This window comes from Deltaproteobacteria bacterium, assembly GCA_016219225.1.
Lineage (GTDB): Bacteria > Desulfobacterota > RBG-13-43-22 > RBG-13-43-22 > RBG-13-43-22 > RBG-13-43-22.
In genome coordinates this window covers 1-24617 of record JACRBX010000096.1, presented here as the reverse complement: position 1 = coordinate 24617, position 24617 = coordinate 1, and the positions used below count along the sequence as shown (strand labels likewise).

Annotated in this window: 23 protein-coding genes; 5 read left to right on the top strand and 18 right to left on the bottom strand. The window is 50.6% G+C overall.

Going from position 1 to position 24617, the window contains the following annotated elements:
* Positions 1-38: 38 nt before the first annotated feature.
* Entirely contained in the window at positions 39-1226 is a 1188-nt protein-coding gene (locus HY879_08420; GenBank protein ID MBI5603368.1) for a UxaA family hydrolase, read from the top strand.
* Positions 1227-1292: 66 nt separating this feature from the next.
* Here HY879_08420 and HY879_08415 read toward each other — a convergent pair whose 3' ends face one another.
* Together HY879_08415 and HY879_08410 are read right to left on the bottom strand one after the other, a co-directional pair.
* Positions 1293-3350, bottom strand: coding sequence for an ABC-F family ATP-binding cassette domain-containing protein (locus HY879_08415; GenBank protein MBI5603367.1), 2058 nt, complete (start codon positions 3348-3350; stop codon positions 1293-1295).
* 60 nt (positions 3351-3410) lie between these two features.
* Positions 3411-3746: an HNH nuclease family protein gene (locus tag HY879_08410; protein ID MBI5603366.1), complete on the bottom strand. Its 336-nt coding sequence runs from the start codon at positions 3744-3746 to the stop codon at positions 3411-3413.
* Between the two features lie 267 nt (positions 3747-4013).
* On the opposite strand from HY879_08410, the gene HY879_08405 reads away from it, so the two are divergent.
* Positions 4014-5648 (top strand): acyl-CoA synthetase, encoded by a 1635-nt coding sequence (locus HY879_08405; protein MBI5603365.1) that lies wholly within the window; start codon positions 4014-4016, stop codon positions 5646-5648.
* Positions 5649-5669: 21 nt separating this feature from the next.
* Positions 5670-6098 carry a hypothetical protein gene (locus tag HY879_08400; GenBank protein ID MBI5603364.1) on the top strand — a complete coding sequence of 143 codons (429 nt, stop codon included), beginning with the start codon at positions 5670-5672 and terminating at the stop codon, positions 6096-6098.
* Positions 6099-6116: 18 nt separating this feature from the next.
* On the opposite strand, the gene HY879_08395 is transcribed toward HY879_08400, so the two are convergent.
* From HY879_08395 to HY879_08325, 15 genes are all read right to left on the bottom strand, one after another.
* Positions 6117-6476 (bottom strand): S-adenosylmethionine decarboxylase, encoded by a 360-nt coding sequence (locus HY879_08395; GenBank protein ID MBI5603363.1) that lies wholly within the window; start codon positions 6474-6476, stop codon positions 6117-6119.
* 11 nt (positions 6477-6487) lie between these two features.
* A complete protein-coding gene (locus tag HY879_08390) occupies positions 6488-6925 on the bottom strand; it encodes a hypothetical protein (protein MBI5603362.1) in 438 nt (145 codons plus the stop codon).
* 61 nt (positions 6926-6986) lie between these two features.
* A complete protein-coding gene (locus HY879_08385) occupies positions 6987-7481 on the bottom strand; it encodes a GNAT family N-acetyltransferase (GenBank protein ID MBI5603361.1) in 495 nt (164 codons plus the stop codon).
* Between the two features lie 155 nt (positions 7482-7636).
* Positions 7637-7912: an antitoxin gene (locus tag HY879_08380; GenBank protein ID MBI5603360.1), complete on the bottom strand. Its 276-nt coding sequence runs from the start codon at positions 7910-7912 to the stop codon at positions 7637-7639.
* A gap of 51 nt (positions 7913-7963) precedes the next feature.
* On the bottom strand, positions 7964-9232 hold the full coding sequence (locus HY879_08375) for a M20 family metallo-hydrolase (protein ID MBI5603359.1): 1269 nt from the start codon (positions 9230-9232) through the stop codon (positions 7964-7966).
* Positions 9207-10562 (bottom strand): chromosomal replication initiator protein DnaA, encoded by a 1356-nt coding sequence (gene dnaA / locus HY879_08370; protein MBI5603358.1) that lies wholly within the window; start codon positions 10560-10562, stop codon positions 9207-9209. Before dnaA ends, HY879_08375 begins: the two co-directional genes overlap by 26 nt.
* 753 nt (positions 10563-11315) lie before the next feature.
* The gene (locus HY879_08365; GenBank protein MBI5603357.1) at positions 11316-12668 is read right to left on the bottom strand and encodes a phosphomannomutase/phosphoglucomutase; all 1353 of its coding nucleotides are present in this window, start codon (positions 12666-12668) and stop codon (positions 11316-11318) included.
* A 20-nt stretch (positions 12669-12688) separates the two neighbouring features.
* Positions 12689-13771: a mannose-1-phosphate guanylyltransferase gene (locus tag HY879_08360; protein ID MBI5603356.1), complete on the bottom strand. Its 1083-nt coding sequence runs from the start codon at positions 13769-13771 to the stop codon at positions 12689-12691.
* 141 nt (positions 13772-13912) lie between these two features.
* Positions 13913-15100, bottom strand: a complete 1188-nt coding sequence (nifS, locus tag HY879_08355; GenBank protein ID MBI5603355.1) for a cysteine desulfurase NifS — start codon at positions 15098-15100, stop codon at positions 13913-13915.
* Complete coding sequence (gene nifU, locus HY879_08350; protein ID MBI5603354.1) at positions 15097-15945, bottom strand: Fe-S cluster assembly protein NifU; 849 nt, start codon at positions 15943-15945, stop codon at positions 15097-15099. Before nifU ends, nifS begins: the two co-directional genes overlap by 4 nt.
* 209 nt (positions 15946-16154) lie before the next feature.
* Positions 16155-16556 carry a methylmalonyl-CoA epimerase gene (gene mce, locus HY879_08345; GenBank protein MBI5603353.1) on the bottom strand — a complete coding sequence of 134 codons (402 nt, stop codon included), beginning with the start codon at positions 16554-16556 and terminating at the stop codon, positions 16155-16157.
* Positions 16557-16891: 335 nt separating this feature from the next.
* Positions 16892-18007 (bottom strand): DUF362 domain-containing protein, encoded by a 1116-nt coding sequence (locus HY879_08340; GenBank protein MBI5603352.1) that lies wholly within the window; start codon positions 18005-18007, stop codon positions 16892-16894.
* Between the two features lie 102 nt (positions 18008-18109).
* Positions 18110-19249, bottom strand: coding sequence for a sodium ion-translocating decarboxylase subunit beta (locus tag HY879_08335; protein MBI5603351.1), 1140 nt, complete (start codon positions 19247-19249; stop codon positions 18110-18112).
* A 216-nt stretch (positions 19250-19465) separates the two neighbouring features.
* A complete protein-coding gene (locus HY879_08330; protein MBI5603350.1) occupies positions 19466-20269 on the bottom strand; it encodes a cytidylate kinase-like family protein in 804 nt (267 codons plus the stop codon).
* Positions 20270-20344: 75 nt separating this feature from the next.
* Complete coding sequence (locus HY879_08325; protein ID MBI5603349.1) at positions 20345-21088, bottom strand: TerC family protein; 744 nt, start codon at positions 21086-21088, stop codon at positions 20345-20347.
* A 457-nt stretch (positions 21089-21545) separates the two neighbouring features.
* Here HY879_08325 and HY879_08320 point away from each other — a divergent pair, with 457 nt between their 5' ends.
* The gene (locus tag HY879_08320; GenBank protein MBI5603348.1) at positions 21546-23639 is read left to right on the top strand and encodes a molybdopterin-dependent oxidoreductase; all 2094 of its coding nucleotides are present in this window, start codon (positions 21546-21548) and stop codon (positions 23637-23639) included.
* Between the two features lie 57 nt (positions 23640-23696).
* On the top strand, positions 23697-24005 hold the full coding sequence (locus HY879_08315) for a hypothetical protein (protein MBI5603347.1): 309 nt from the start codon (positions 23697-23699) through the stop codon (positions 24003-24005).
* Between the two features lie 46 nt (positions 24006-24051).
* Here the strand turns inward: HY879_08315 and HY879_08310 are convergent.
* On the bottom strand, positions 24052-24617 hold a 566-nt coding region (locus HY879_08310; protein ID MBI5603346.1), incomplete at its 5' end, for a radical SAM protein.

Below are 24617 nucleotides of genomic sequence, written 5' to 3'. Positions count from 1 at the left end.
ACCCGGGCCCGGGGAGACCTGGAAGGAAAGGAAAAACGATGAGCTTTCTCGGTTACCTGCGACCCGATGGTTCTGTGGGGACGCGAAATTATGTCCTGGTCATCCCCCAGGGTCTGATCGCTAAATCAATCTGTGACTTCGTTGCCGGCACCCGGACCATTATAACCGTCGATCATGGTTCCGGCCGTACTGCTAACGACCGGGAGCGGATCAGCCGGGTTCTGATCGGACTCGGCAGGAACCCGAACGTGGCCTCTGTAATCGTCCACGCCGCCAGCCCGGGGGCCGGCTATCCGGAACTTCATCCCGAAAGGCTGGCGGATGAGATCGCTGTTAGCGGCAAACGGGTGGAGGTAATCGATCCGGCCCGGGATGGCGGCATTTACGGAGCGATCACCAAAGGGATGCAGGTAGCCCGTATGTTGGTTTATGAAGCATCGAAACTGCGGCGGGTGGAAGTCGGCGATGAGCACCTTTTTTTGGGGGTCAAATGCGGCTATTCCGATACCACCTCGGGTATCGCCGGCAACCCGGCGGTTGGCTATGTCTTTGACAAGATCGTCGGGGCAGGAGGTACTGCTTTATTCGGCGAGACCACTGAGATCATCGGGGCTGAGCAGGCCCTGGCCAAACGGACCGTTACACCGGAAGTGGCCAGGGCCATCCTGGAGGCCGTAGCCCACCGGGAAGACCTGGCCAAATCCACAGGCCTCGACATCCGGACCATCAATCCCATCCCGGCCAATATCAAGGGGGGAATCAGCTCCCTGGAGGAAAAAAGCCTGGGGGCCATTCATAAGGCCGGGACGGCCCCGATTCAAGGGGTTCTGCAGTACGCCGAAAGACCGCAGGGCAAAGGGCTCTATTTCGTAGACAACTGGATGGGGTCTTTTTCCATTTTCGCCGGCTATGCGGCGGCCGGCGCCAACCTCGTCTTATTCCAGTTGGGGGGCGGGGGGCTGGCCGGTCGTGATATCCTGGAGGGCACCCCCTCGATTGTAACCCCTTTTCTCTGGTGCACGGCCAACCCCAAGACCTACGCCATGGCCAGGGACAACATTGATTTTTACTCCGGTACCGTGATCGAGGCCAAGGAGGACCCGGAGCAGGCCGGGGAACGCCTTTACCGGACCGTCATCGATATTGCTTCCGGAACCTTTTCCCGGACCGAAACCTTGACGTATTCAGAACCGATTGACCTGTGCCTGGAGGAGCCGCGCTTCTAACCCTCGAAACCCTTTTTTGCCCGGATCTAATAAACCAGGGGTGGATTGATGAAATCCTCCCCTGGTTCAATCCATTGAGGACTTCCCCGGATTAACCTCCCCTCCCTTGTCTTCTACAGCCTCCAATTCCAACATCGCCTCTTCCCAATAACCGGTTAATCGATCCACCTCTTTTTGGATTAAGGCATAGGCCTGCATCAGGCCTTCGATTTTAGTACCATCACCATAGGTTTCCGGGTCGGCCAGACTCTTTTCGATACCTTCCTTTTCCGCAAAGCCCTTTGAGAGTTCCCCTTCCAATTCCCTCAGCCTCTTTTTTATAGGGCCCTGAAGACGAAAAAGGGCATTCCTTCGTTCGGCCTCCTGGCGTTTTTCTTCCGGAGATTTTCGGGTACCCGGTTTTTCAACCGGAGTCCCTGATTTTTCCTTCGGGGGTGGCTGAAGAATTTTAACCGGGTTGAGTCGGCCCTTCCAGATTTCTTCAAAATCCTGGTAATTGCCGGGAAACAGCTCCAGGTTCCCCTCCCGCATATAAAGCACCTTGTTGGCCAGGGCATTGATCAAATGGCGGTCATGGGTGATTAAACATAAGGTTCCGGAAAATGATTTTAAGGCCTCTTCCAGCACTTCCCTGGAAGGGATATCCAGGTGGTTGGTCGGTTCATCGAAGAGCAGGAAATTGGCCCCGGACAAAAGCATCTTGAGAATGACCAGTCGGCTTTTTTCTCCACCGGAGAGGACGGAGACCTTTTTTTCGATATCTCCCTCCCGGAAAAGAAAGGCCGCCAGCAGGTTGCGCAGGGTTCCATAAGTCCGGTCTCCGGCCACCGAGGCCGCCTCCTGCCAGACACTATGGGTCCCTTCCAACTGTTCTAATTGATGTTGGGCAAAATAGCCTATCCTGACCTTGTGACCTGCTTGACGATGACCGGAATCCGGAGGGATGATTCCGGCCATTATTTTTAAAAGGGTACTCTTGCCGGCGCCGTTCGGTCCCAGGATGGCCATCCGATCCCCCCGGTCAATCCTCAGATCCAACCCCTGATAAAGAGGGGTTGGCCCGAAGGATTTGGAAATACCGGTAAATTCCAGAACGGCCTTCCCTGCTCGCTCCGGTTCCGGAAAATGAAAAGAAATCCTGCGTTCATCGGCCGAAGGTGGGGGAATGCGCTCCATTTGTTCCAGGGCCTTGATCCTGGATTGGACCTGCCTGGCCCGATCCTTCCGGGAACGGTTACGGGCAATGAAGTCTTCCATCTGACGTATCTTTTCCTGCTGGTTGGCAAAAGCGGCCTCCTGAAGCTGAAGACGCTTCTGCTTTTCTATCAGGTAGCGGCTGTAATTTCCCGGAAAGGCGGTCAGCATCCCCTTTTCTAACTCAAAGGTCTTTTGAACCACCCGGTCCAAAAAGGCCCGATCATGGGAGATCAGGAGCAGGGCAGAGGAGGTATTCTGCAGGAAGTTCTCCAGCCAGATCAGAGAATCCAGATCCAGGTGGTTGGTGGGTTCATCCAGAAGCAAGAGATCAGGTTGGCTGAAAAGGAGCCTGGCCAGGGCGACCCGCATGATCCATCCCCCGCTTAAGGTTTCTATGGGGGCCAGGAAGGATTCCTCCTTAAACCCCAATCCGGCCAGAACCTGCTTGGCCCGGGCATCCTGATCATAGGCCCCCAGGCGCTCCATTTCAGAAAGAAGGTGGCTCTGTCGAGCAGCCAAAAGTTGGCTCTGGACAAGATCGGTAGTATGCTCGAGTTTTTGAGATATTTTTTTGAATTCGGCCAGGGTCTGCTGGGTTAATACATCCGCATCCAGAACCTGCTGGAGGACGGTCTTCCCTCTCAGCTCGACGATATCCTGGGGCAGATAGCCAAGACGAAACCCTTTTTTCCGGTGGACCTGCCCCTTATCCGGTTCAATGTCTCCCAGGAGAATTTTAAACAGAGTGGTCTTGCCGGCCCCGTTGACTCCTACCAAGGCGATCCGTTCTCCGGGGTTGATGGCCAAGGAAATATCCCGTAAAAGATCTTGACGGCCGTAGAATTTGCTGACGTGGCTAAGAGAGATCATCTTGGCGAGGAGACGATACCGGATGCTGGATTCTTGATACTGGATAAAACGAGACACCTGACATCCAACCGGTATCTGGTATCCAGGATCCAGGATCTACCATCCAGCATCCTAAATCTACTTGTCATTTTTAAGATATTCCCCCAACAATTCCCTGGAATGGATATCCTCATGGCAATAGGCGCAAAGGTTTTCCCAGTTGCTTCCGTCCGGGGGATTATTCAGATGATTGCCGTCCTTATGGTGGACCGTCAGGAGTTGTCTCTGGGCCGGGGTAAATTCCCTGCCGCATCGGGCGCAGATCAACCCGTGAAGGGCCAGGGACCGGTCCCGATAGCTTTCCTTGGACGGGAGATTGGCCCGGATTTCCTCGACAATCTCTTTAATCGTCTTATTACTTCCTTGGGTTGGTTTGATCTCCCGGCGAGAACGCCTGCTTGGTCCAAAAGACATCCGGCCCATGGCCAATTCTCCTCTCTGGATTTTTAAACTTGAACCGTTATATATCAAAAAGGGGAAGAGATGGAAAGCTTCTTTTAAGGATTTAAGTTGGTTGACAGTTTAAGGCCCTATTGATACACTCTTTTCACCAAGGCCTTTCATTTTTTATTAAACCCTCATGACCCTTTGGGTCACTAAAAAGCATGAAAATAGGTTTCGCCGAACGCCGAACGCTTAACGACGAACGGTATTTTGGTATTAATGATTAGAGGGAAGAAGATGCTCAAAAAAGGAAAGACATACCAAGAGGTTTACAATTCTTTTCAATGGAAGGTCCCCAAATTTTATAACATCGGCGTCGATGTCTGCGACAAATGGGCCGGAGAGCGGTACCGACTGGCCTTGATTTACGAGGATGATAAAGGAAAGGTGGAGCAATACACCTTCTGGGACCTGAAACAGTTATCCAACCGTTTGGCCAATGCCTTGGTCGCCCATGGAATCCAATCCGGGGACCGGGTAGGGATCCTCTTGCCTCAAGGTCCGGAAACCGCCATCTCCCATATCGCCCTTTATAAAATGGGGGCCGTGGCCATCCCCTTGTTCACCCTTTTCGGTCCTGAGGCCCTGGAATATCGCCTGAGTAACAGCGGGGCCAGGGCCGTGATCACCGATGGAGCCAATGTTGAAAAAATCCTGGAGATCAAAGACCGGCTTCCCGAACTTAAAACCATCATCCTGACCCAAGGGAAAGCTCCGGATGAGGGCCTCGATTTTTGGCAGGCCATTGAAAAAGGCTCCCCTTATTTTACCCCGGTCAAGACCAGGGCCGATGATCCGGCCCTGATCATCTATACTTCCGGTACCACCGGCCCACCCAAAGGGGCCTTGCACGCCCATAGGGTCTTGTTGGGCCATGTCCCGGGCGTGGAATTTTTTCATAACTTTTTTCCCAGGAAAGATGATCTGTATTGGACCCCGGCCGATTGGGCCTGGATCGGGGGGTTGATCGACGTCTTACTCCCCAGTTGGCACCACGGTGTACCGGTGGTGGCCTTCCGGGCCAGGAAGTTCGATCCGGAACAGGCTTTTTATTTCATAGCCAAATACGGTATCCGGAATGCCTTCATGCCCCCCACGGCCTTAAAGCTCATGCGCCAGGTCAAAGCCCCCCGGAGCCGTCACGATTATCAGATGCGGACCATCGGCTGCGGCGGAGAGACCCTGGGGGAAGAGCTTCTCCAGTGGGGAAAAGAGGTCATGGGATTGACCATTAACGAATTCTACGGTCAGACCGAGGTCAACCTGGTGCTGGGCAATTGTTCTGAAATCATGGAGAACAAACGGGGCTCCATGGGACGGCCCATACCAGGCCACCGGGTGGAAGTCGTCGATGCATCGGGCCGGATCGTCCCCTCGGGGGAAGTGGGGGAAGTGGCCATTAAGCGGCCTGACCCGGTCATGTTTCTGGGGTATTTCGGCAATCCCAAGGCCACCGAAGACAAATTTGCGGGGGACTGGTGCCTGACCGGAGACCTGGCCCGGAAAGATGAGGGATATTTCTGGTTTGTGGGCCGGAAGGATGATTTGATCAGCAGCGCCGGCTACCGGATCGGTCCGGCCGAGATCGAGGACTGTCTGATCAAACATCCGGCCGTGGCTATGGCCGGGGTGATCGGCAGCCCGGATGCAGTGCGGGGGGAAATCGTCAAGGCCTTTATTGTCTTAAAACCCGAGACGGTGCCGGATGCCGCCTTAAAGGAAGACATTCAGCAATTTGTCAAGACCCGGCTGGCGGCCCATGAATATCCCAGGGAGATTGTGTTCTTAAACGAATTGCCCCTGACCGCCACCGGGAAAATCATGCGCAAGGATTTGCGGAAAATGGATTTAGAAAAAAAAGGGGAACAATAACCAGTCATCAGGAGGTAAGCCGTGGAAATTGAAGAGATCTGGAAGCGTTTTCAGAAACACATGGGATATACGGATGAAGAGATGGGGATCTTCCGTTCCGATCCTGAGAAGGTCAAAATGGTCACCGAAACACCCGATTTCGTCAAGTGCCGGGTCATCGCCGAGGTGATCGAAGCCCAGGGATGCCATGCCGGGCATAAGGTGGGCGATCGGTTCGTCATGACCGCCGGCGGCCAGCTCATCGCCGAAAAATGCCCCAAGCGCCTGTGCATGTTCGCCCTGGGGCCTGTGGCCGGAGTGCTTCCGGCCGTCTATGAGCGCCTCATTACCAAGTCCGACCCTGAATTTAAAAGGACCAATATCGTCCAATGTACCGACGTGGGCCTGGACAAAGGAGGCTGGGGCAAGGTCCTCATGAAGGTCTATGTGGAAAGGCCTAAGGAAGATTGACCTTAATATCCCGTCCTATCAGGTCCGGGTAACCACGGTGAAGGTGATGGACCCCGCCCTCCAGAAGGTAGTGCTGAACCCTTTGGCCGCCTCGGTGTCAAATTCCCGGCAGGAGAAGATGTTGATGTAGACCGCCTGGAGCAAGGGGAGGGCGTGACAAACCACATTACTGGTCTCGATGAACTGGACGGCGGATATACCATGCAGGTGGGGGACCCCGCTGTGGTCCTCCCAGAAAAGCGGCTCGCCGTGCCTCTTCATCCCGATCAGTTCGCAGAGTTGGGTGAAATATGCCGTCAGCTCCTCCGCCGACAGATCTCGGAGGTCGCAATCTTTCAAATCCAGTAGTAACTCCAGGCCATAGGGTTTAGCGGACATAGTCCCTCCCATCATCCCGGCAGAACGGGTTTTTCCTCCTCGGAAAAAGTGATCTCATTCTCCTGACACCATTCCCGGAGCGCCTGCCTTTCCCGTTGGTTCTCGAAATCATACCACTGCTCTAAGAGTCCTTTGTCTTCCAGCAAATCTTTGAACCGTTTGTATGCCCCCCGTTTTTCGAAAAACTGCCGAATCCGGTCATAATCAGCGGGCAGGTAACTGTTTACGAACTCAAAGACCAGCCGCTGCCCCAAATCCAGATCATTCTTATGGGGAATCGCTATACAATCATCCGCCTCGATATCCTCGTCATCCAGTTCATCGACTCCACTCATCTCCGATTGGTAAAAAATATGTTCCTTCTCCGGACAAAAAAAGGCCGAGTGCTCGCCCTCCCCGCCCGAACTCACAAACAGGAAAGCATCATGAATTTCGTCGAGAGTGATCATGTCTCCCTCCTAAAAAGGTCATTATTAAAGGACTGGTCAGAGCTCTTTGTTGGGTTTTAACTTACACCTTTTTTTCGTAACAGAAAAACTCCCCTTTTCTGAAGCGGACCGCTCCGGCTTTTCTGTACCCGCGCCTTTCATAGAGCCCGAAGGCCGCCGGGTTGCGCCTGAAGGCGTCCAGGCGGATACAGTTATACCTTTCGGTGAAAGCGAACTCCTCGGCAAAATCCATAAGACGGCTGGCCAACCCACGTCTTTGAAAAGCCGGGTCGATGGTTAACCGGTGGATCACCAGTGCCCGACCGGAAAACTTCCAGTCAACGGCGGCATACTCAGGCGACTGCTCTTCATTCAGGACCATCATGCCAGCCTTCTGCTTTCCAGCCCCTAAGACGTACATCTGTTGCTTTTCTATGTCGTCCTTCAAGAGGGATCTGCTTGGGTATACCTCGTCCCATTGGGAGATGCCCTGTTCATCCATCTTTCGTGTAGCCGCCCTGATGATACCGTGCAACACGTCCAATTCCCCTAAACGGGCAAGGTTAATTTTCATCATTTCTCTCGGCTCGAAAGTTTACGGCAACCAGTGGTTTCAATGAAAACTTTCCCGTCAATCGGCAGCCTTCCCGCCATCTGGTTGATCTCTTGTACTTTCCTATGGCCGAATACCAAGCTCATTCAGAATTGATCAATTCGCCGCAGCCGATGCCTTTATTGAATGGATACTTTCCCTTCATTATACTTATGAATTAGCATGGAAATGAGGGATTGGTAAGGGACCCCTTCTTCAATCGCCTTGGCCTGAATTTTCTTTAAATCCCGTTCGGTCATCCGGATGTTGATCCTTTTTTGTTTGGTTAAGCTGTTGCGGGCATATTCCTCATATTGTTTTTTCTCTTTTTTGGTGAGATCGGAAATCCATTCCTCGGTTTCAAGGGATTTGGCCAATTCCACCTCATCTTTATCTAAATAGACTGCTTTTCTCATCTCTTGGCTCCTAAGCACTTCTTTGTTGCTTTAGCAGATAGCTTGGATAGTTCAGGGCTGGCAGAAAATGTGGGCAAAGACCTGGGCGTCTTTGATCAGATGGGAAAGACGGCAGGATTCATTGGGCTGATGGGCCGTATCCGAAGAGGTGCACCAGACGGCTGCCGGAAGACCGGCCTTACGGAAAAAGGCGGCCACAGTGGCCCCCCCGATCCCTTGGGGAAAGGCCTGCCGATGATAGACGGCCTGGACGGCCTCCTGGATGGCTCGAACCACCGGGGCATCGGCCGCCGTGGCCGGAGGGGCTTGGACGGCATTGACCACTTCCACCTTGGTCCGAACCCCTGTTTTTTTCTCAACCTCCAGGGCCAGGGCCTTTATTTTTTCAATGACCTTTTTAAGCGAATACTCGGGCAGGACCCGGCAATCCAGATAAAAAATATCTTTCCCCGGTATGGTATTGACATTAGGGACATTGGCTTCTTTTTGGGTAGGCTCAAAAGTGCTTTGAGGGATATCAAAGCAAAGGTCTTTTTTATTAAAGATCTGATGAAGCTTTTCCAGGGCCATGATCAGATAGGCCGTTCCCCGCAGGGTATTGATACCCAGGTCAGGACGGCTGGCATGGCATTGTTTTCCGGAAAGGGTGAATTTTAACCAGAGGAGGCTCTTTTCAGCCACTTCGATCAAGGTCCCCTGCCGGTTTCCGGCATCCGGAACAATAATAAGATCCTCGGTCTTAAAGAAATGCCTCTTCTGCTTGAGAAGATACTCTAAGCCCTTTTGGCTGCCGGTTTCTTCGTCGGAGACGAAAATCAACCCAACGGGACAGGAAGGGCTTACCCCTTCCTCTTGCAGGGCCTTGACGGCAAAATAAGAAGAAACGATCCCATGATGATTATCTTCGACTCCCCGCCCATAAAGGGTATCTCCCTTTATTTTCAATTCGTAGGGATCCGATTTCCATAGCCGCCTGTCGCCGACCGGAACAATATCCATATGACTCAGGATCCAAATCGTTTTACCCGGGTGGCGGCCCTCAAAAAGGGCCAGGAGATTAGGACGGAATCCTTGAGTCACTTTAGGATCCGGACAGGGGATGGACAGCAGCGTTTTAGGGGATAAAACCTTTAAGGCTTTTTCCAGGTACAAGGCCTTGGCATATTCGCCCTGCCCTCCATTTTGAGGACCCAGGGCCGGTATGGCCGTCAAGTCCCGCTGGAGCGTTAGCAGTTGATCCTTATACCCTTCTATTCGGGTCTTTATTTTTGGCCAGGGATCTGCAGAATGTCTATTAATGGGTCGTGGCAGAGGGGCCATTTTGAATCCCTTCAAGTTGAGCCGATAAGAATTGAACCTGTTTCCCTATCTCGGTATTTTTTTTAAGCCCTTTTTCCACGGAATTGACCGCATAAATAACCGAGGTGGAATCCCGGTTGAAGGCCTTGCCGATAGTCTCTAAGGTCTGGTTGGTATATTTCTTACTCAAAAAAATGGACAGGTTTCTGGGGAGCAGATGGACCCGTTTTCGGGAACGGGAGGTCATCTCTTCCGGAGAAACTCGAAAATATTTTCCTACCACATCTTTAATGGCTTGAATAGAAATTTCTTGTTTTTCCTGAAACTGTTCCCGAACGACTAATTCGGCCAGGGAAAGATCCAACATCTGGTTCAACAAGGTGGCCTGGGCCGACATGGACACCAGACACCCCTCTAATTGCCGCATGTCCCTGAAAGGCTTGCTGGCTAAAAATTCCTTGACTTCTCCTTTCAAATCTATCCCCAGGAATTTGGATTTTTTTTCCACAATGCCTAAACGGGTTTCAAAATCAGGCGGGTCGATGGACCCGATCAAGGCCGAACTCAGCCTGGATTTCAACTGGTTGCCAAGACGGGGGATATCCTTCGGCGGCAGCGAACTGGTAAAGATGATCTTCTTGTCATCATTGAACAAGGCGTCCAGGGTGAAGCCTAATTCCGATTGGGTGGTTTCCTTCCCGCTCAAAAATTGGACGCCTTCCAAAAGAAGAAAATCGCAGTTTTTTCGGTACTTGTCTTTAAAGGAATTCATGGAGTTGTTTTTTAAGGAAAAGACCATTTCATTGGTAAAATCTTCCGTAGAAAGATACAAGACCTTAGCCTGGGGTTTATGTCTGATGATATAATTACCCACCGCTTGGGATAAGTGGGTTTTGCCCAATCCGGTGGTTGAAAAAAGATACAAGGCATTATTGTGAAGATTTTTATCCGTAGCCAGGGCCATAGATGCCAGGTAGGCAAAATGATTACTGGGTCCGGTCACGAATTGATCAAAGGTAAAACCCCCGTTCAATCGGAGCCGGTCTTTTCGGTCAAACCCCGGCAGGGTAAACTGCCGGGGTTCCAAGGGAGAAGCAGCAACGCGTTGAATAGCAGAAACCTGCAAGCCGATCTCCGGGCCATTCTTATCCAATTCCTGAGCCATTTGGACGATAAGCGCAAAATATTTCTCTTTGATCCATTTCAAAAAGAAAGAATTGGGACAACCTAAGAGCAGTTCCCGATCATTGGACTGGACCTGGTCCAATGGTTCGATCCACATTCGATACTGATTTTCCGGGACTTCATTCTTGAGCCGGTCTTTTATCGTTTGCCAGAGTGTATCCATCATAAAATCGAAACCATTCCTTGGAAATAGGCTAAAAGGTTTTTTGCTGTTCAAGAACTTTTGATAGCTTTGTACCAAGTTTCCCGAAAATACCATCCCCAATTCCGGATAAGTGCTGGATCGGAAAGCGGGACGGGTTAATAGGGTGCTTTTGAATATCTTGAAACAGAAAGGTTAAAGGCAATAAATCCAAGGTCTTTGTTTTGAATCTGCCAACACCTCCCGCCCTGTCCGGTGCGGGAAATTTTTTCAAAATAAGGATATATGTTCAAGATAGGGTTCAAAAAGGAAGAACCCTATAGGTTGGTTGGTCCTGTTTTTAACTCAAGGCTGGCCGACTGTCAAACCCAGGGAGCGGACTTTTAAGTTAGGTGGAAAGGGGCATCAAAAAGGACCTGGAAGAGGCTACCATCCTCAGTCTGTGAAGATCTTACAGGCTAACCCGTTAAAACCATTTTCTATTAACTAAATTCAAAAAACGAATGGGAATTTATAGAGTTATCCCAAAAACCCCTAATGAGGGTCTTCCTCTCTCTTTTGAGGATCTTCTGTTTTCTGGCTTTTTCTACCTTTTTTGAAGGTCCCTTCTTGGAGAGTTTTAAAAATTCTTATAACCCCATTCCCGGGTGGCAGGGGAATTGGTCCAGCCAAGGGTTTTGTTCGCTTAAAGGCTTCCGGGGACCGGGAATGGCGATAATTGGGGGATAACTTAACGAACAGTCCTAAAACGATTTATAATTTAAGTAACTTGACGGATCAAATATTTTCTTGAACCTGGCGTAAAATGCCCTCAACGAAAAGCTGAATCTCCTTTAATCGTGCGGGCGATTGGGCCTCAAAACGAAGGACCAGGACCGGCTGGGTATTGGAGGCCCGGATCAGCCCCCATCCATCCTCAAATAAGACCCGAACGCCGTCTACATCGATAATAGGAAATTTTTGAGCCAATTCCCTTTTGGCCGCTTCGACAATTTTAAATTTCTTTTCTTCCGAGGTCTCAACGCGAATTTCCGGGGTTGAAAAGGTCTTAGGTAAACCGGATAAAAGTTCAGGAATTTTCTTCCCTGTTTTTGATAAAATTTCCAAAAGCCGCATGGAGGCATAGATGGCATCATCAAACCCGAAATATCGGTCGGCAAAAAATAAATGACCGCTCATCTCGCCGGCCAGGACCGCTTGGACCTCTTTCATTTTTTGCTTGATCAGGGAATGACCGGTTTTCCACATGATCACCTTTCCTCCCTGGCGAGGTATGTCATCATATAAATTTTGTGAACATTTTACCTCACCAATAAAAGTCGATCCCGGCCTGCCGGGCAGGATATCCCTGGCGAAGAGAATCATTAACTGATCTCCCCAGATGATGTTTCCTTCATGATCCACCACCCCCAGCCGGTCACCATCCCCGTCATAGGCCAGACCACAATCCAAATGTTCCTGTTTGACCAGATCGATTAATTCCGTCAGATTTTTGGGGACCGTCGGATCCGGCTCATGGTGTGGGAAGGCTCCATCTACCTCACAATATAAGTCGAAGACCTGACAACCCAGTCGGCGGATAATGGGCAGACCCATCCACCCCCCGGTGCCGTTTCCTCCATCCATACCCACCCGCAAAGGCTGCGGAAGTTGAATGTCCTTTAAGACAAAATTCTGATAAGCCGGGAGGACATCTTCTTCCCGGACAGACCCTTGGCCGGTCAAAAACTCCCCTTTCTGGACGATCAGACGGATCTCTTGGATTTCGGCCCCAAAGATGGTGTCCGGTCCGCTGCAAATCTTGAATCCGTTGTATTCCGGTGGATTATGGCTGGCTGTGATCATGACCCCGCCGTCGGTTTTTAGGTGGCGAATCGAAAAATAGAGCAAAGGGGTGGGGCAAACTCCGATGTCTATAACCTGACAGCCGGTGGCTAATAAACCCGCCAGGAGGCGTTCCCGAAAGTCCCCGGAGCTGAGTCGGCCGTCCCGCCCCAAAGTGATCTTTATTTTCCCTTGTCGTCTCAGATAGGTCCCTATGGCCTTACCCAGGGTAATCACCTCTTCCAAAAAAAGCTCTTTATCGACAACGGCCCGTATATCATATTCCCGAAATATTTGTGGGTTCATCTGCTCCTCCGTTTGTGGGATCAGAGTAATTCGAACTTCCCCTGATCCTCTAATAATTGAACGATTTTTTTGACTTCCTGGGCCCGCTCCCGGGGGCAGATCAGAAGGGCATCCGGGGTATCGACCACAATCAGGTCTTCCATTCCGATGAGGGCCACGGTTTTTTGCGGACTATGGACCAGGCAGCCCTGACTATCCAGGATGAAGACGGGGCCTGTTAAACAGTTGCCCTTTTCATCCTTGGGCTTAAGTTGATAGACCGCTTCCCAACTACCTACATCGTTCCAGCCGAAATCACCTTCCAGCATCAGGACCTGGTCGGCCCGTTCCATGACCGCATAATCAATGGAGATGTTTTCCATAGCCTCATAACCGGCGGTCAAGGCCTCTGCCCACTCCGGGCTGCCCATAAATTTTTTAAGTTTTATTAATTCGTCATACATGGCCGGGGTCAACCGCGCCATCCGTTCCAGGATGGCTGAAACGGTCCAGACAAACATCCCGCTGTTCCAAAAAAACCGGCCAGTTTTCAACATGGCATCGGCTTTGATCCGGTCCGGTTTTTCATGGAAGGCCTTTACTTCCCAGACCTCATGGCCTTTGACCTCCATGACCTTCATCCCCTTTTCGAGATAGCCATAGCCGGTTTCCGGAAAGGTCGGGGGGATGCCCAGGGTAATCAAAGGACTTCCCTGTTGGGCGGCCTGAGCCGCGGCCAGCAGGGTTTCTTGAAAGGAGGAGACCCGAGAGATGAAATGATCGGCCGGCAGAACGGCCATAGTGGCCGAAGAATCGATTGCTTCCAGGATCAAGGCCGCCAATCCGATGCAAGGGGCCGTATTCCGGCCCAGGGGTTCGATAATGAGCCGGGTTTCCGGTAAGTCCGGCAAGAGGTCCTTGACGGCCGCAGCCTGGGAGATCTCGGTAACGATTAAAATATGTTCCCAGTCGGTTATCGGAAGAAGGCGATCTATGGTTTGTTCTAAAATGGTCTTAGTGCCCACAATGTCCAGGAGCTGTTTGGGATGCTTCGTCCTGCTTCTGGGCCAGAAACGGGTCCCCCGGCCTCCGGCCATAACGACGAAATATAAAGATTTATCCATTGTTACCTGACTTGTTTCGGTAAATGAAAATTTTTTCGCGTAACAGTGAAAATGTCAGAGATGAATTCTCAGATTTATTGCTTAGAATTTATCCTGCATCCAGCACCTTGTAACCTGCAACTTGCATCTTGCATCTTTCTTTCACTGACAAGCCCTGGCCGCCGGCCCTTTCCCCTCCTTCCAGAAAGGAGAAATCTCCCTCAGTCGGTGGATGATCGGGGGGAGGTGTTCTAAGACATAATCGATCTCTTCTTCGGTATTGTAGGTACTCAAACTGAATCGGATAGACCCGTGGGCCGCCGTAAAAGGTACCCCCATGGCCCGAAGGACATGAGACGGTTCCAGGGAACCGGAGGTGCAGGCCGATCCGGAAGAGGCACAAATCCCCAGGTTGCTTAAAAGGAGTAGAATGGACTCTCCTTCGACATATTCGAAGCTGATGCTCAAGGTATTGCCCAAGCGTTCCCTGGGGTGGCCGTTAATCAGGACCTTGGGAATGGTGCCCATTATCCCCTGTTCCAATCTGTCCCGCAGGGACCGGACCCGTTCATTTTCCAAATGTATATTATTTTGGGCCAGGGCGCAGGCTTTTCCCAGTCCGATAATATAGGGGACGTTTTCCGTTCCTCCCCGACGTCCCCTTTCCTGATGGCCTCCGATCATAAAAGGGGTAAAACGGGTCCCTTTGCGGATATAGAGGACCCCGATGCCTTTAGGGGCATGGAGCTTATGCCCGGAAAAGGATAAAAGGTCCACCGGGACTTTGGAAAGATCGATGGGAAGTTTGCCTACGGCCTGAACGGCATCGGTATGGAAGACCACCCCTCTGGACTTGACCAACCGGGCAATCTGTTCTATGGGGAAAAGGACCCCGGTTTCATTATTGGCCCACATAATACTGACCAGGGCCGTTTCCTCGGTCATGGCGGCGGCCAACTGATCCAAATCCAGCCGGCCTTCCCGGTCGACCGGCAGGGTAGTTACCTTGTAACCTTTTTTGAAAAGATAGGTAGCCAGGTTGCCCACGGCCGGGTGTTCCACCCGGGTGGTAATAATATGGTTTTTTAGGGGATAGGAATTCAAGGTTCCCCAAAGGGCGGCATTGTCGCTTTCCGTACCACAACTGGTAAAGACGATTTCGGTCGGATCGGCCCCGATTAAAGTCGCCACCTGTTCCCGGGCCTGTTGCACCTGACTGGCGACCTGGCCCCCGAAAGAATGCATACTGGAGGGGTTGCCGTAAAGGTCGGTGAAATAAGGCAGCATCGTTTCAACGACCTCGGGAGCCGTCCGGGTGGTGGCGTTGTTATCCAGATAGACCACCTTCATACCTTTACCTCCTCGACCGTTATTTCCGGGGAAACAAACTCTTTAAATTTAATCTCTACATAATCTTTTAAGGTAACTTCTGCGGCCCGGCAGGAAGAACAGGCCCCCCGGAGGGCCACCAGGACCTTATTCCCTTCAATATCAATCAGATCAATATCGCCCCCATCGGCTTTTAAGGCCGGCTTGATCTCCCTTTCAAGGGTTTCTTCAATCAGTTTCATTTTCTGGATGTTGGTTAAACGACCGGGCAAAGGAGCCGCCGGTGTCTCGACAGGTCTTTTTTCTTCTTTTAAAATCCGGCTTAAGATGGCCTCGATCTTATCATGGCAGGATTCACAGCCACCGCCGGCCTTGGTATAGTTGGTTACCTCTTCCCTGGTCTTAAGGCCGTTTTGGCGGATGACCCGTTCAATCTCTTTATCGGTTACCCCAAAGCACTCGCAAACGATCTCCCCTTCTTCTGTTTTAGGAATGGCCTGACCCTGATAATTGGCGATGGCTGCCGCCAGGGCCTGCTCACCCAGGACCGAGCAGTGCATCTTTTCCTTGGGCAGACCCCCCAAAAAAGCGGCAATGTCTTTATTGGTGATTTTTGCCGCCTCTTCCAGGGTCTTTCCTTTAATCAATTCCGTCAAGGCCGAAGAGGAAGCGATAGCACTGGCACAGCCAAAGGTCTGAAATTTGGCCTCCTGAATCCGTTTAGTCTCATCCAGCTTAAAAGTAAGCCGCAAGGCATCCCCGCAGGCCAGGGACCCTACCTCACCGACCCCATCCGGGTTTTCCACCTCCCCGATATTTTGGGGGTTTTCAAAATATTCTTTTACCTTTTCCGTATAATCCCACATGACTGAACCTCATTGATTTGAAAAAAATTAATTATTTGTTTCGTGCTAACCTTCATTCCCCTGTAGAACACCACGAATCCTGAAAATTCTTTTAGGCGATGGGCAAAGTCCAGGATTCAAGATTTTTATACTTGCAACTTATAACTTAAAACTTCCTCTTCAACCGACCCCTGCCCCCTGAACCCTGATCCCTGAAGGTTATTTTCGTACTAATGCGTATATTGAACCAATTCAATCAGGATGCCATTAGTGCCCTTGGGGTGCAGGAAGGCAATACGGGCCTCATGGGCACCCAGGCGGGCTTGCTGATCGATTAGAGGGACCCCTTTGGCTTTCAACTCCTCCAGGGCCTGATCGATGTCTTCCACTTCAAAGGCTATATGATGAATCCCTTCCCCTTTCTTTTCAATAAATTTATTCATAATCCCATCGGAATCGGTCGATTGGACCAGTTCTATATTGGTTTGTCCGATAGGAACAAAGGCAATTTTAAGTTCTCCCAGGCGTTCTTCATTGGAAACCGGTAATGAAAACATCTCCTGATATAGAGTTTTAGCCTTATCGGTATCTTTTACTCCCACCCCGATATGGGCAATCTTTTTGATCTTCATGAGATAAACCCTCCTACGCTTTTTATTCTTTTATAGCGAATTTTGCTTTCTATTTCAAGACAAAAGCCGGAATCCTGTTTTTTCAATAGGTTGAAAATATTTTGGCCCCGGGTTTCATCGGGGTGATGACATTCTATGAATCTTTCAGGATTGATGACTATGTAAAAACTCCCCGAGGCCGTCACCCCGGCAAAAGTCTTGGTCCATAAGTAGTTGAATTCCCTGGATTCCGTCTTTCGCCGGAATGACGTGATGCGGGTTTCAGCGACTTTTTACGAGTTTGTCAGAAATGATGATGATCTTTGGAGGTCGCTTAAGGAATTATTGCGAGATTATTAAATTTCGCTCAGGATCACTAATTCATATTTTCTGGTCCCCAGCCCGATCTCTTCGGCATATTGAAGCTGAATTTCCCAATCGACCTTCGGGTAAATGCCGCGGAACTTATCTTCCCCGGATTTATAATTTTTGGTCAAGGCCGAATCCTTATTTCCCGGCTCATTGTTAACCAAATCGGCCGAGGCCTGGTCAATGGCCACAGGATCGGTAGAGGCCAGGATCCCGATATCCCTGACAATCGGCCGATCACTATGGCTGTAACAATCGCAGGCCGGAGAAATATCGGTCAGAAAATTCAAAAAGATGGCCCGGCCTTCTTTACCTTTCAGGACCCCAAGGGTATATTCCACCATTTTCTGCTGAAAGATGGTTATGGATGGGTTCCATTGAATCTGGATGGCCCCCTGGGGGCAGATCAGAATGCAGGCCCCGCAGCCAACACACTTTTCCGGATTGATCAGGGCCTTTTCCTCCTGGATTTCAATGGACTCCTGGGCACAGTGGCTGAGGCACTCGCCGCAGCCGAGACATTTTTTCCTGATGACTTTTGGGGCCAGGTTGGAATGCTGGCTGAGCTTGCCTTCTCTGGAGGCGCAGCCCATACCCAGATTCTTCAGGGTGCCGCCGAAACCGGACAATTCATGGCCTTTGAAATGGGCTACGCTGACCAGGGCATCGGCATCGACAATGTCGGCGGCAATAGAAACGGTCTGGAAATTTTGCTTATGGACAGGTACCCGAATGGTTGACTTTCCCTTGAGGCCATCGGCAATCACCAGGGGGGCCCCGACGGTGGTGAAAGAGAAACCGTTTTCCAGGGCGGTCTGGAGGTGAGAGACGCTGTCACTGCGGGTTCCCACATAAAGGGTATTGGCATCAGTGAGGAAAGGCTTCCCACCCCAGGCCCGGATCTTGTCGGTTATGGGCCGGACATAGATGGGTTTTACATAGGCCGTGTTGCCCTTTTCGCCAAAATGGATCTTGACGGCCACCAGATTTTTTTTGGAAAGGGGCTTGGAAAAAGGGACCTGGTCCAGCAACCGGCCGATTCGGGCCAGCCGGTTTTCCTTGGGTGAGGCCTTTAGATCCAAAAAATAAACGGGATGCGCCATGGTTACTCCTTATTCTGGATATCGGATGCTGGATGCTGGATATTGGATAAAAACATGTTTCTAACATCCAGTATCCAGCATCCAGCATCCAGCATCTGTGTTTTAAATAATCCCCATACCCTTCAACACCGAAAGCATAACCGCTGCGGCCATGACTGAGCCGATCTGGCCCCCGGCATTGGCCCCCATGGCGTGCATGAGCAGGTAATTCTTCTTATTATACTTAAATCCTTCTTTCTGCACTACCCGGGCCGACATGGGGAAGGCCGAAATACCGGCTGCCCCGATCAAGGGATTGACCTTGCCGCCGGTCAGGACACTTAAGGCTTTCCCGAATAAGACCCCGCAGACTGTGTCCAGACAAATGGCCAACAACCCTAAGGCCAGGATGATCAGGGTCTGGGTTTTGACGAATTCCGGCCCGCTCATGGTGGCCCCGATCGAAATGCCCAATAACAGGGTAACGATGTTGGCGATCTCATTCTGGGAGGAATTGGTCAGCCGGGCCACGGCCCCCGACTCTTTCATCAAGTTGCCGAGCATGATGGTGGCCAGTAAGGGTAGGCCTTTGGGGGCGATAAGACCCCCCAAAATGGTAATGACAATGGGAAAGAGTATCCGGGTTGTTTTGGAAACGGTCTTTTTGTGGGTTTTCATGACAATCTTACGTTCTTTTTCCGAGGTCATCATCTTCATAATGGGTGGCTGAAGCACGGGAACCAGGGACATATAGGAATAGGCCGCCACAGAAACCGCCCCTAACAGATGGGGGGCATATTGAGAGGCCACATAAATGACCGTCGGTCCATCGCAGGCCCCGATAATGCCGATAGTCACGGCATCCAGCTTATCGAAACCCAGGGCCAGGGCCAACAGCAACGTTAAAAATATACCGCATTGGCCGGCCGCCCCTAACAAAAAGGTATAAGGATTCTCCAACACCGGGCCGAAATCGGTCATGGCCCCGATGCCCACAAAGATGAGCAGGGGAAATAACTCGGTGATGACCCCGGCATCATAAATGATCCTTAGAAATCCATCTTTCCCCATCAGGTCGGCCAGGGGGATATTGACCAGGATAGCCCCGAATCCTATGGGAAGAAGTAATAACGGTTCAAAACCCTTTTTTATCCCCAGATAAAGGAGAAGACATCCGACAGCGATCATGACCAGGTTGGACCACTGGAGATGAGCAAAACCGGCGATGAGTCCGGATAATCCACTGATAATAGCTTCGAGCATGATGCATTGCCCCTTTCTTTTTTATTCTTCCCCTTCTTTAACAGGAAAAATTCTTTTCAGAACCCCCATAAGGGCGCTCATGACCATTAAGGTGATTAACGTTCCTCCCATACCGACGATTAGCATGCTGAGGCCAAAGGTCCAATTGTCCATGCCTACTTCCTCCTTATTTCCGCCTCCCTGGGCTTTTTTCAGGGAAGAGGGAAAATTAAATGGTTATTTTCGATAATGCAATTCATTGCGGATCGGATGGGGATCGGCCATTTTATGGACCATCTCATCCACCAGGTGATATTCCTTGGGAGAATGGACCACCCCTGTCAAGACAACGGCCTGCCCGTCATGGAAGATTTTCAGGGTGGGGATAAAAATGCCGGGGTGGGTAAAAACCCGGGCCTTGATCTTGGCGGTTAAGGCCAGGTTCTTCAATTGTTCCAGGCCTTCCGGGGTGACCCGTTGCTCCCATTCTTTCAGGGCCTCCACCAATTTCCGGGTTACCTCTTCATAGGTTTCAACACCGGTATCAAAAACAAAATCGTAGTGTTCCCGGGCCTCCCATTGTTTCCCAAAAACAGCCTGAATATAGCCGGCCCGGGTCCGGTCGGTTTTTTGAATCAGCCATTCGGCCGTTTCCCGGTCTACATCATCGGTGACCATGACCCGATTGATACGGACTTCCAGGGGGGCCACCAAGCGCACCTTCAGGACATGGGGTATGGCCTGCAAGAGAAAAATACTCCCCCGGCCTAAAATCACTACCCGGTCTTTGAGGGCATAATCGTAAATATAGCATTCGATGAGGGCGGTGAAACCCTGGTATTGCCAGTCGTATTTTTCCCAGAGGCTGGGGCGGACCTCATCTAATTCTTCCACCAGATGTCCCCATTTCCCTCCGGAATCTTTGAGGTCTTTGAGTATCCGTTCCTTATCGACAAAAACATAATCCAGTTTATTGGCTATCGCCTGTCCAATTTCCTCTCCGCCGCTCTGATATTCCCTGGAGATCGATAAAATGGCCATAATCGTTATTCCTCTTTGGATTAAATTTGAGACTTCCTTGCGATCAGGGTTCGATCTGTTTTTCCCCGTCACCGTTCACTTCCCGGGTGTTTCCTTGGGGGATGGCGGTTCAAACCGTCGTTCCTCCCGGGCTATCTTCCACTTTATCCAGATTTTTCCGGCTATCAGGACCCCGATGGTAAAAAAGGCCTCTACCCCGTATTGGACATATTTGGCTGGATGGAGGAGATTGGTTATAAAGGGATCGGTGATCATCATCTCGCCGCCCACTCTCCCTAAAACCGCCGCCCCGATATAAATGATAAAAGAATATTTGTCCATCAACATGGACAGCAGGTTGCTGGTAAAAACCACAAAGGGAATGCTCAAGCCCAAGCCGAAGAGGAGCAGGAACAAATTTCCTTTGGATGCGCCGGCCACGGCCAGAACATTATCGGTGGACATGGTGATATCGGCGATAATAATCAACCAGATGGCTTGCCAGAGGGTTTTGACTTCTTTTTGTCCTTCTTCCCCCGGGGCCCCTTCCACAAAAAGTTTGACGGCTATCCAAAGGATGACCGCACCGCCGATAAATTTAATAAACTGCACCTGCAGGAGCTGGGCGGCAAAAAAAGTCAGGATCACACGAAGAACAACAGCCGCCCCGGCTCCAAAGGCAATGCCTTTGGTCCGCTGTTTTCTGGGCAGGGACCGGACAGCCATGGCAATGATTACGGCATTATCGCCGGCCAGTATGAGGTCGATAAGAACAATACTTAACAACCCAACCACAAAATCCCAATTAAAATGGATTTGACCTAAAATTCCTAAGTCCAAAGGTTTTCCCCCTGATTGTCCTGTCGTTTGGATTTTTTTTGTTCTTTTTACCTTATTTTTCCCATAACTGAAAGCAAAATCTATTACATCCCATACCAGCCTGTCAAGGAGAAAAAGCTATTTTATATTTAAAAAATAATTATAATTTAGCTACAATTGCCTTCATTCAGGAATCTTAAAAGATTCCGGTAAAAAAATGAATCAAAAAAATTAATCCTCAAAGTATTCATTGCTTTGTCTGGCCGGCAATGTCATATTGAGTTTTACCTAAACCTCAGGCCCCTCTGGGGTACCACGGAGCATGAAAGTTTTTCTGGGGGCAATGGGCTATGGGCAAGGTATACAGGTTCAAGTTTTTTACACTTCCAACTTGAAACTTGCAACTTTCTCTCCGGCTGACCCCTGCCCCCCGACCCCTGATCCCTGAAGGTTATTTTCGATCCATAAGGATAGACCTATGAATAATGAAAACCCCACTGCACGACTCCTTAAAACCCATTGTTCACGGATGGATCACGGAGGCTGCGGTCTTTTGGTCGAGGTCCGGGAAGGCCGGATCATCAAAATCAAAGGGGACCAGGAAAGCCCCATCAGTTCCGGCTATATCTGTTCCAAAGCCCTGGCCTCGGCGGAACGAACGGTCCACCCCGATCGTCTGACCACCCCCCTGCTCCGGCAAGGCCCACGCGGCGAAGGTCATTTTAAACCCCTATCCTGGGACGAGGCCTTGAAAATTATCGCTACCCGGTTGAACCGCATCCGTCAGGACCACGGCCCCCAGGCCGTCGTCTTTGCCCAGGGAGCGCCCAAAGGGCTGGAACATTTCGTCCTGATCCGGCTGGCCAATGTCTTCGGTTCTCCCAATGTCTGCGGTCCCCAGCATGTCTGCCATATGCCCCGGGAGATCGCCGGTATGATGACCCTGGGCTTTTTCCCGGTCCCGGATTATGAGGCCCCCACCAGTCTTATCTTGAACTGGGGGAGCAATCTCCTTAAAACCAATGAAGAAGGGGTCATCTCTTTAAACTTGTTAAAATCCATCAAAAGGGGGGCCGACCTGATCGTTGTCGATCCCCGGCGGACCCATTTGGCTTCCATTGCCCAGACCCATCATCAAATAAAACCAGGCAGTGATCTCGCCCTGGCCCTGGGGTTGATGCATATTATCATTCAGGAAGGTTTATATGATCCGGAATTTGTCGATCAATGGACGGTGGGATTCCGGGAATTACAGGAACAGGTTAAAGGGTTTACACCGGAACGGGTCGCCGATTTGACCTGGCTGACCCCGGAGGAAATCAGGCAGACGGCCTGGACTTATGCGACCTCCCGTCCGGCCCTCATTCAATGGGGCAATGCCCTGGAACATACGGTAAACAGTTTTCAGACCTGCCGGGCCCTTCTTTGCTTAATGGCCCTGACCGGTAACCTGGACATCCCTGGTGGAAACATCATGCCTGCCATGCCACCGGTGGCCCGATTAGCCGATTTTGTCAAAGCCGATCTGTTACCGGGAAAGGCCCGGAAGATGTTGAGCCGGGCCTTCAACCTGGCTCCGAATTTTATGGTCGTACCTCCTCCGATGGTGATCCGGGCCATCCTGACCGGTAACCCTTACCCTGTCAAGGCCATGGTCGCCCAGGTAACCAATCCCCTGATCACCAACAGCGATGCCCGCCAAACCTATGAGGCTTTGATGCGTCTGGATCTCCTGGTGGTTTCTGAAATCTTCATGACCCCCACGGCGGCCCTGGCCGATATCATCCTGCCGGCGGCCACCGGTTTTGAATTTGATGACATCGGCCATTATGGTCTGGCCCAGGGTTGGATCGCATCCCGTCCAAAAATAGTGGACCCTCCGGGGGAATGCTGGCCTGACATTAAAATTCTGAATGAGTTGGGAAAGGCATTGGGACACGGCGAACATTTCTGGGAAGAGACGCCCCAGATTTTGGATGAGGTTTTGAAGCCCTCGGGTTTGACCTATGATCAATTCAAGGAAGTTGGGGTGCTCAAAGGGAAAGGGAGATATAAAAAATATGAAGACCAGGGGTTTAAAACCCCTTCAAAAAAAGTCGAACTCTATTCGGAGCCATTAAAAAACTGGGGCTTCGATCCTCTGCCGACCCTCTCTAAACTTACCGAAGTCTCTTTGGAGTATCCTTTTTGGGCCACCAGTCGTAAGAACCCTTATTTTTTTCATTCCGCTTATCGGCAGATTGCCTCGTTGCGGAGCAAGTACCCTCAACCCCGAATCGAGATCCATCCTCAAGCGGCCAAAATCTTAGGTCTTACTGAAGACGACTGGGCTTTCATAATAACCGTCAAGGGGAAGATAGAGCAACAAGTCCATCTAACGGAAGATATTGATCCTCGAGTGGTCTTTCTGGATTATGGCTGGTGGTTTCCTGAAAAAAAAATAGAAACCCTCTTTGACTGGGATCGATCGAATTTGAATATCTTAACGGCCGCCGAACCTTTCGATCCGGTTTTGGGAACCCCGAATTTGAGGGCCTTTCCCTGTCGAATAGAAAAGTCCCCTTCGTTATAAAATAAAAAAAGGAAGGCACTTCGGGATTTCCTCCTTGGAAGAAATCCCCTCCTTCCCTTGAAGAGGTTAAAAACTCTTAACTACCTTAGCGAACAACAACCAGAAGGTTATTTCTTTTTGGCCGGGGCTTTTTTAGCAGGGGCTTTTTTAGCCGGGGCCTTGGGGGCAGCGGCTTTCTTGGCCGGAGCCTTTTTAGCTGTTGCCTTTTTGCTTGGGCTCTTTGCTGTTTTAGCGGCCGCGGCTTTCTTGGGCGCGGCTTTCACAGCCGTTTTCTTCTCCGGAGCCTTTGCTTTTTTGGTTGCTGCCATGATAGTTCCTCCTTTCATACATATAGTATTTGTAAAAATTGTATTCTACAATATATAGTATGTCAAGAAAAAAAAACATTTAGAATAATTTTTTTAAAATTTTTTTATAAACCGACCCCGTCCATCGGGGTTTGACAATGGGGACACTTCCCTTTATCCAAATTATTTTTCAAAATAGAAAATCCAAAACGATCCAATAGCAAATGGCCGCACTGATAACAGAAGGTTTTTTCCCCTTGATCCCCCGGAACATTCCCGGTATAGACATAACGCAATCCCTGCTCCTGGCCGATTTCCCGGGCCTGCTGCAAGGTTTTGACCGGCGTCACAGGCAGGTCGGTCAATCGATAAGTGGGATGAAATCGGCTGATGTGCCAGGGCGTTTCCCGGCCCAATTCATCGGCAATGAAGCGGGACAGTTCCCTTAACTCTTCCTTGGAATCATTCAGCGTTGGAATGATTAAGGTGGTTATTTCCACCCAGACTCCAAGCCTTTTCATGATTTTCAAGTTTTCTAAAACCGGGGCCAGCTTGGCGCCGCATTGGGTCTTATAAAAATCCTGGCGGAAGGCTTTCAAATCCACATTGGCGGCCTGGAGATTGGGGTGAAGGGCTTCCAACATCTCCGGGGTCATGTAGCCGTTAGTGACGAAAACATTTTTCAATCCTT

What these genes read in the sequence shown, in the direction of transcription:
- HY879_08410 (MBI5603366.1), bottom strand. Translation starts at nt 3,746, where the DNA reads ATGTCTTTTGGACCAAGCAGGCGTTCTCGCCGGGAGATCAAACCAACC.
- HY879_08395 (MBI5603363.1), bottom strand. Translation starts at nt 6,476, where the DNA reads ATGTCCGCTAAACCCTATGGCCTGGAGTTACTACTGGATTTGAAAGAT.
- HY879_08420 (MBI5603368.1), top strand. Translation starts at nt 39, where the DNA reads ATGAGCTTTCTCGGTTACCTGCGACCCGATGGTTCTGTGGGGACGCGA.
- HY879_08405 (MBI5603365.1), top strand. Translation starts at nt 4,014, where the DNA reads ATGCTCAAAAAAGGAAAGACATACCAAGAGGTTTACAATTCTTTTCAA.
- HY879_08380 (MBI5603360.1), bottom strand. Translation starts at nt 7,912, where the DNA reads ATGAGAAAAGCAGTCTATTTAGATAAAGATGAGGTGGAATTGGCCAAA.
- HY879_08360 (MBI5603356.1), bottom strand. Translation starts at nt 13,771, where the DNA reads ATGGATAAATCTTTATATTTCGTCGTTATGGCCGGAGGCCGGGGGACC.
- HY879_08320 (MBI5603348.1), top strand. Translation starts at nt 21,546, where the DNA reads ATGAATAATGAAAACCCCACTGCACGACTCCTTAAAACCCATTGTTCA.
- HY879_08375 (MBI5603359.1), bottom strand. Translation starts at nt 9,232, where the DNA reads ATGGCCCCTCTGCCACGACCCATTAATAGACATTCTGCAGATCCCTGG.
- mce (MBI5603353.1), bottom strand. Translation starts at nt 16,556, where the DNA reads ATGAAGATCAAAAAGATTGCCCATATCGGGGTGGGAGTAAAAGATACC.
- HY879_08390 (MBI5603362.1), bottom strand. Translation starts at nt 6,925, where the DNA reads ATGATCACTCTCGACGAAATTCATGATGCTTTCCTGTTTGTGAGTTCG.
- nifS (MBI5603355.1), bottom strand. Translation starts at nt 15,100, where the DNA reads ATGAAGGTGGTCTATCTGGATAACAACGCCACCACCCGGACGGCTCCC.
- HY879_08330 (MBI5603350.1), bottom strand. Translation starts at nt 20,269, where the DNA reads ATGGCCATTTTATCGATCTCCAGGGAATATCAGAGCGGCGGAGAGGAA.
- dnaA (MBI5603358.1), bottom strand. Translation starts at nt 10,562, where the DNA reads ATGATGGATACACTCTGGCAAACGATAAAAGACCGGCTCAAGAATGAA.
- HY879_08365 (MBI5603357.1), bottom strand. Translation starts at nt 12,668, where the DNA reads ATGAACCCACAAATATTTCGGGAATATGATATACGGGCCGTTGTCGAT.
- HY879_08335 (MBI5603351.1), bottom strand. Translation starts at nt 19,249, where the DNA reads ATGCTCGAAGCTATTATCAGTGGATTATCCGGACTCATCGCCGGTTTT.
- HY879_08340 (MBI5603352.1), bottom strand. Translation starts at nt 18,007, where the DNA reads ATGGCGCATCCCGTTTATTTTTTGGATCTAAAGGCCTCACCCAAGGAA.
- nifU (MBI5603354.1), bottom strand. Translation starts at nt 15,945, where the DNA reads ATGTGGGATTATACGGAAAAGGTAAAAGAATATTTTGAAAACCCCCAA.
- HY879_08385 (MBI5603361.1), bottom strand. Translation starts at nt 7,481, where the DNA reads ATGATGAAAATTAACCTTGCCCGTTTAGGGGAATTGGACGTGTTGCAC.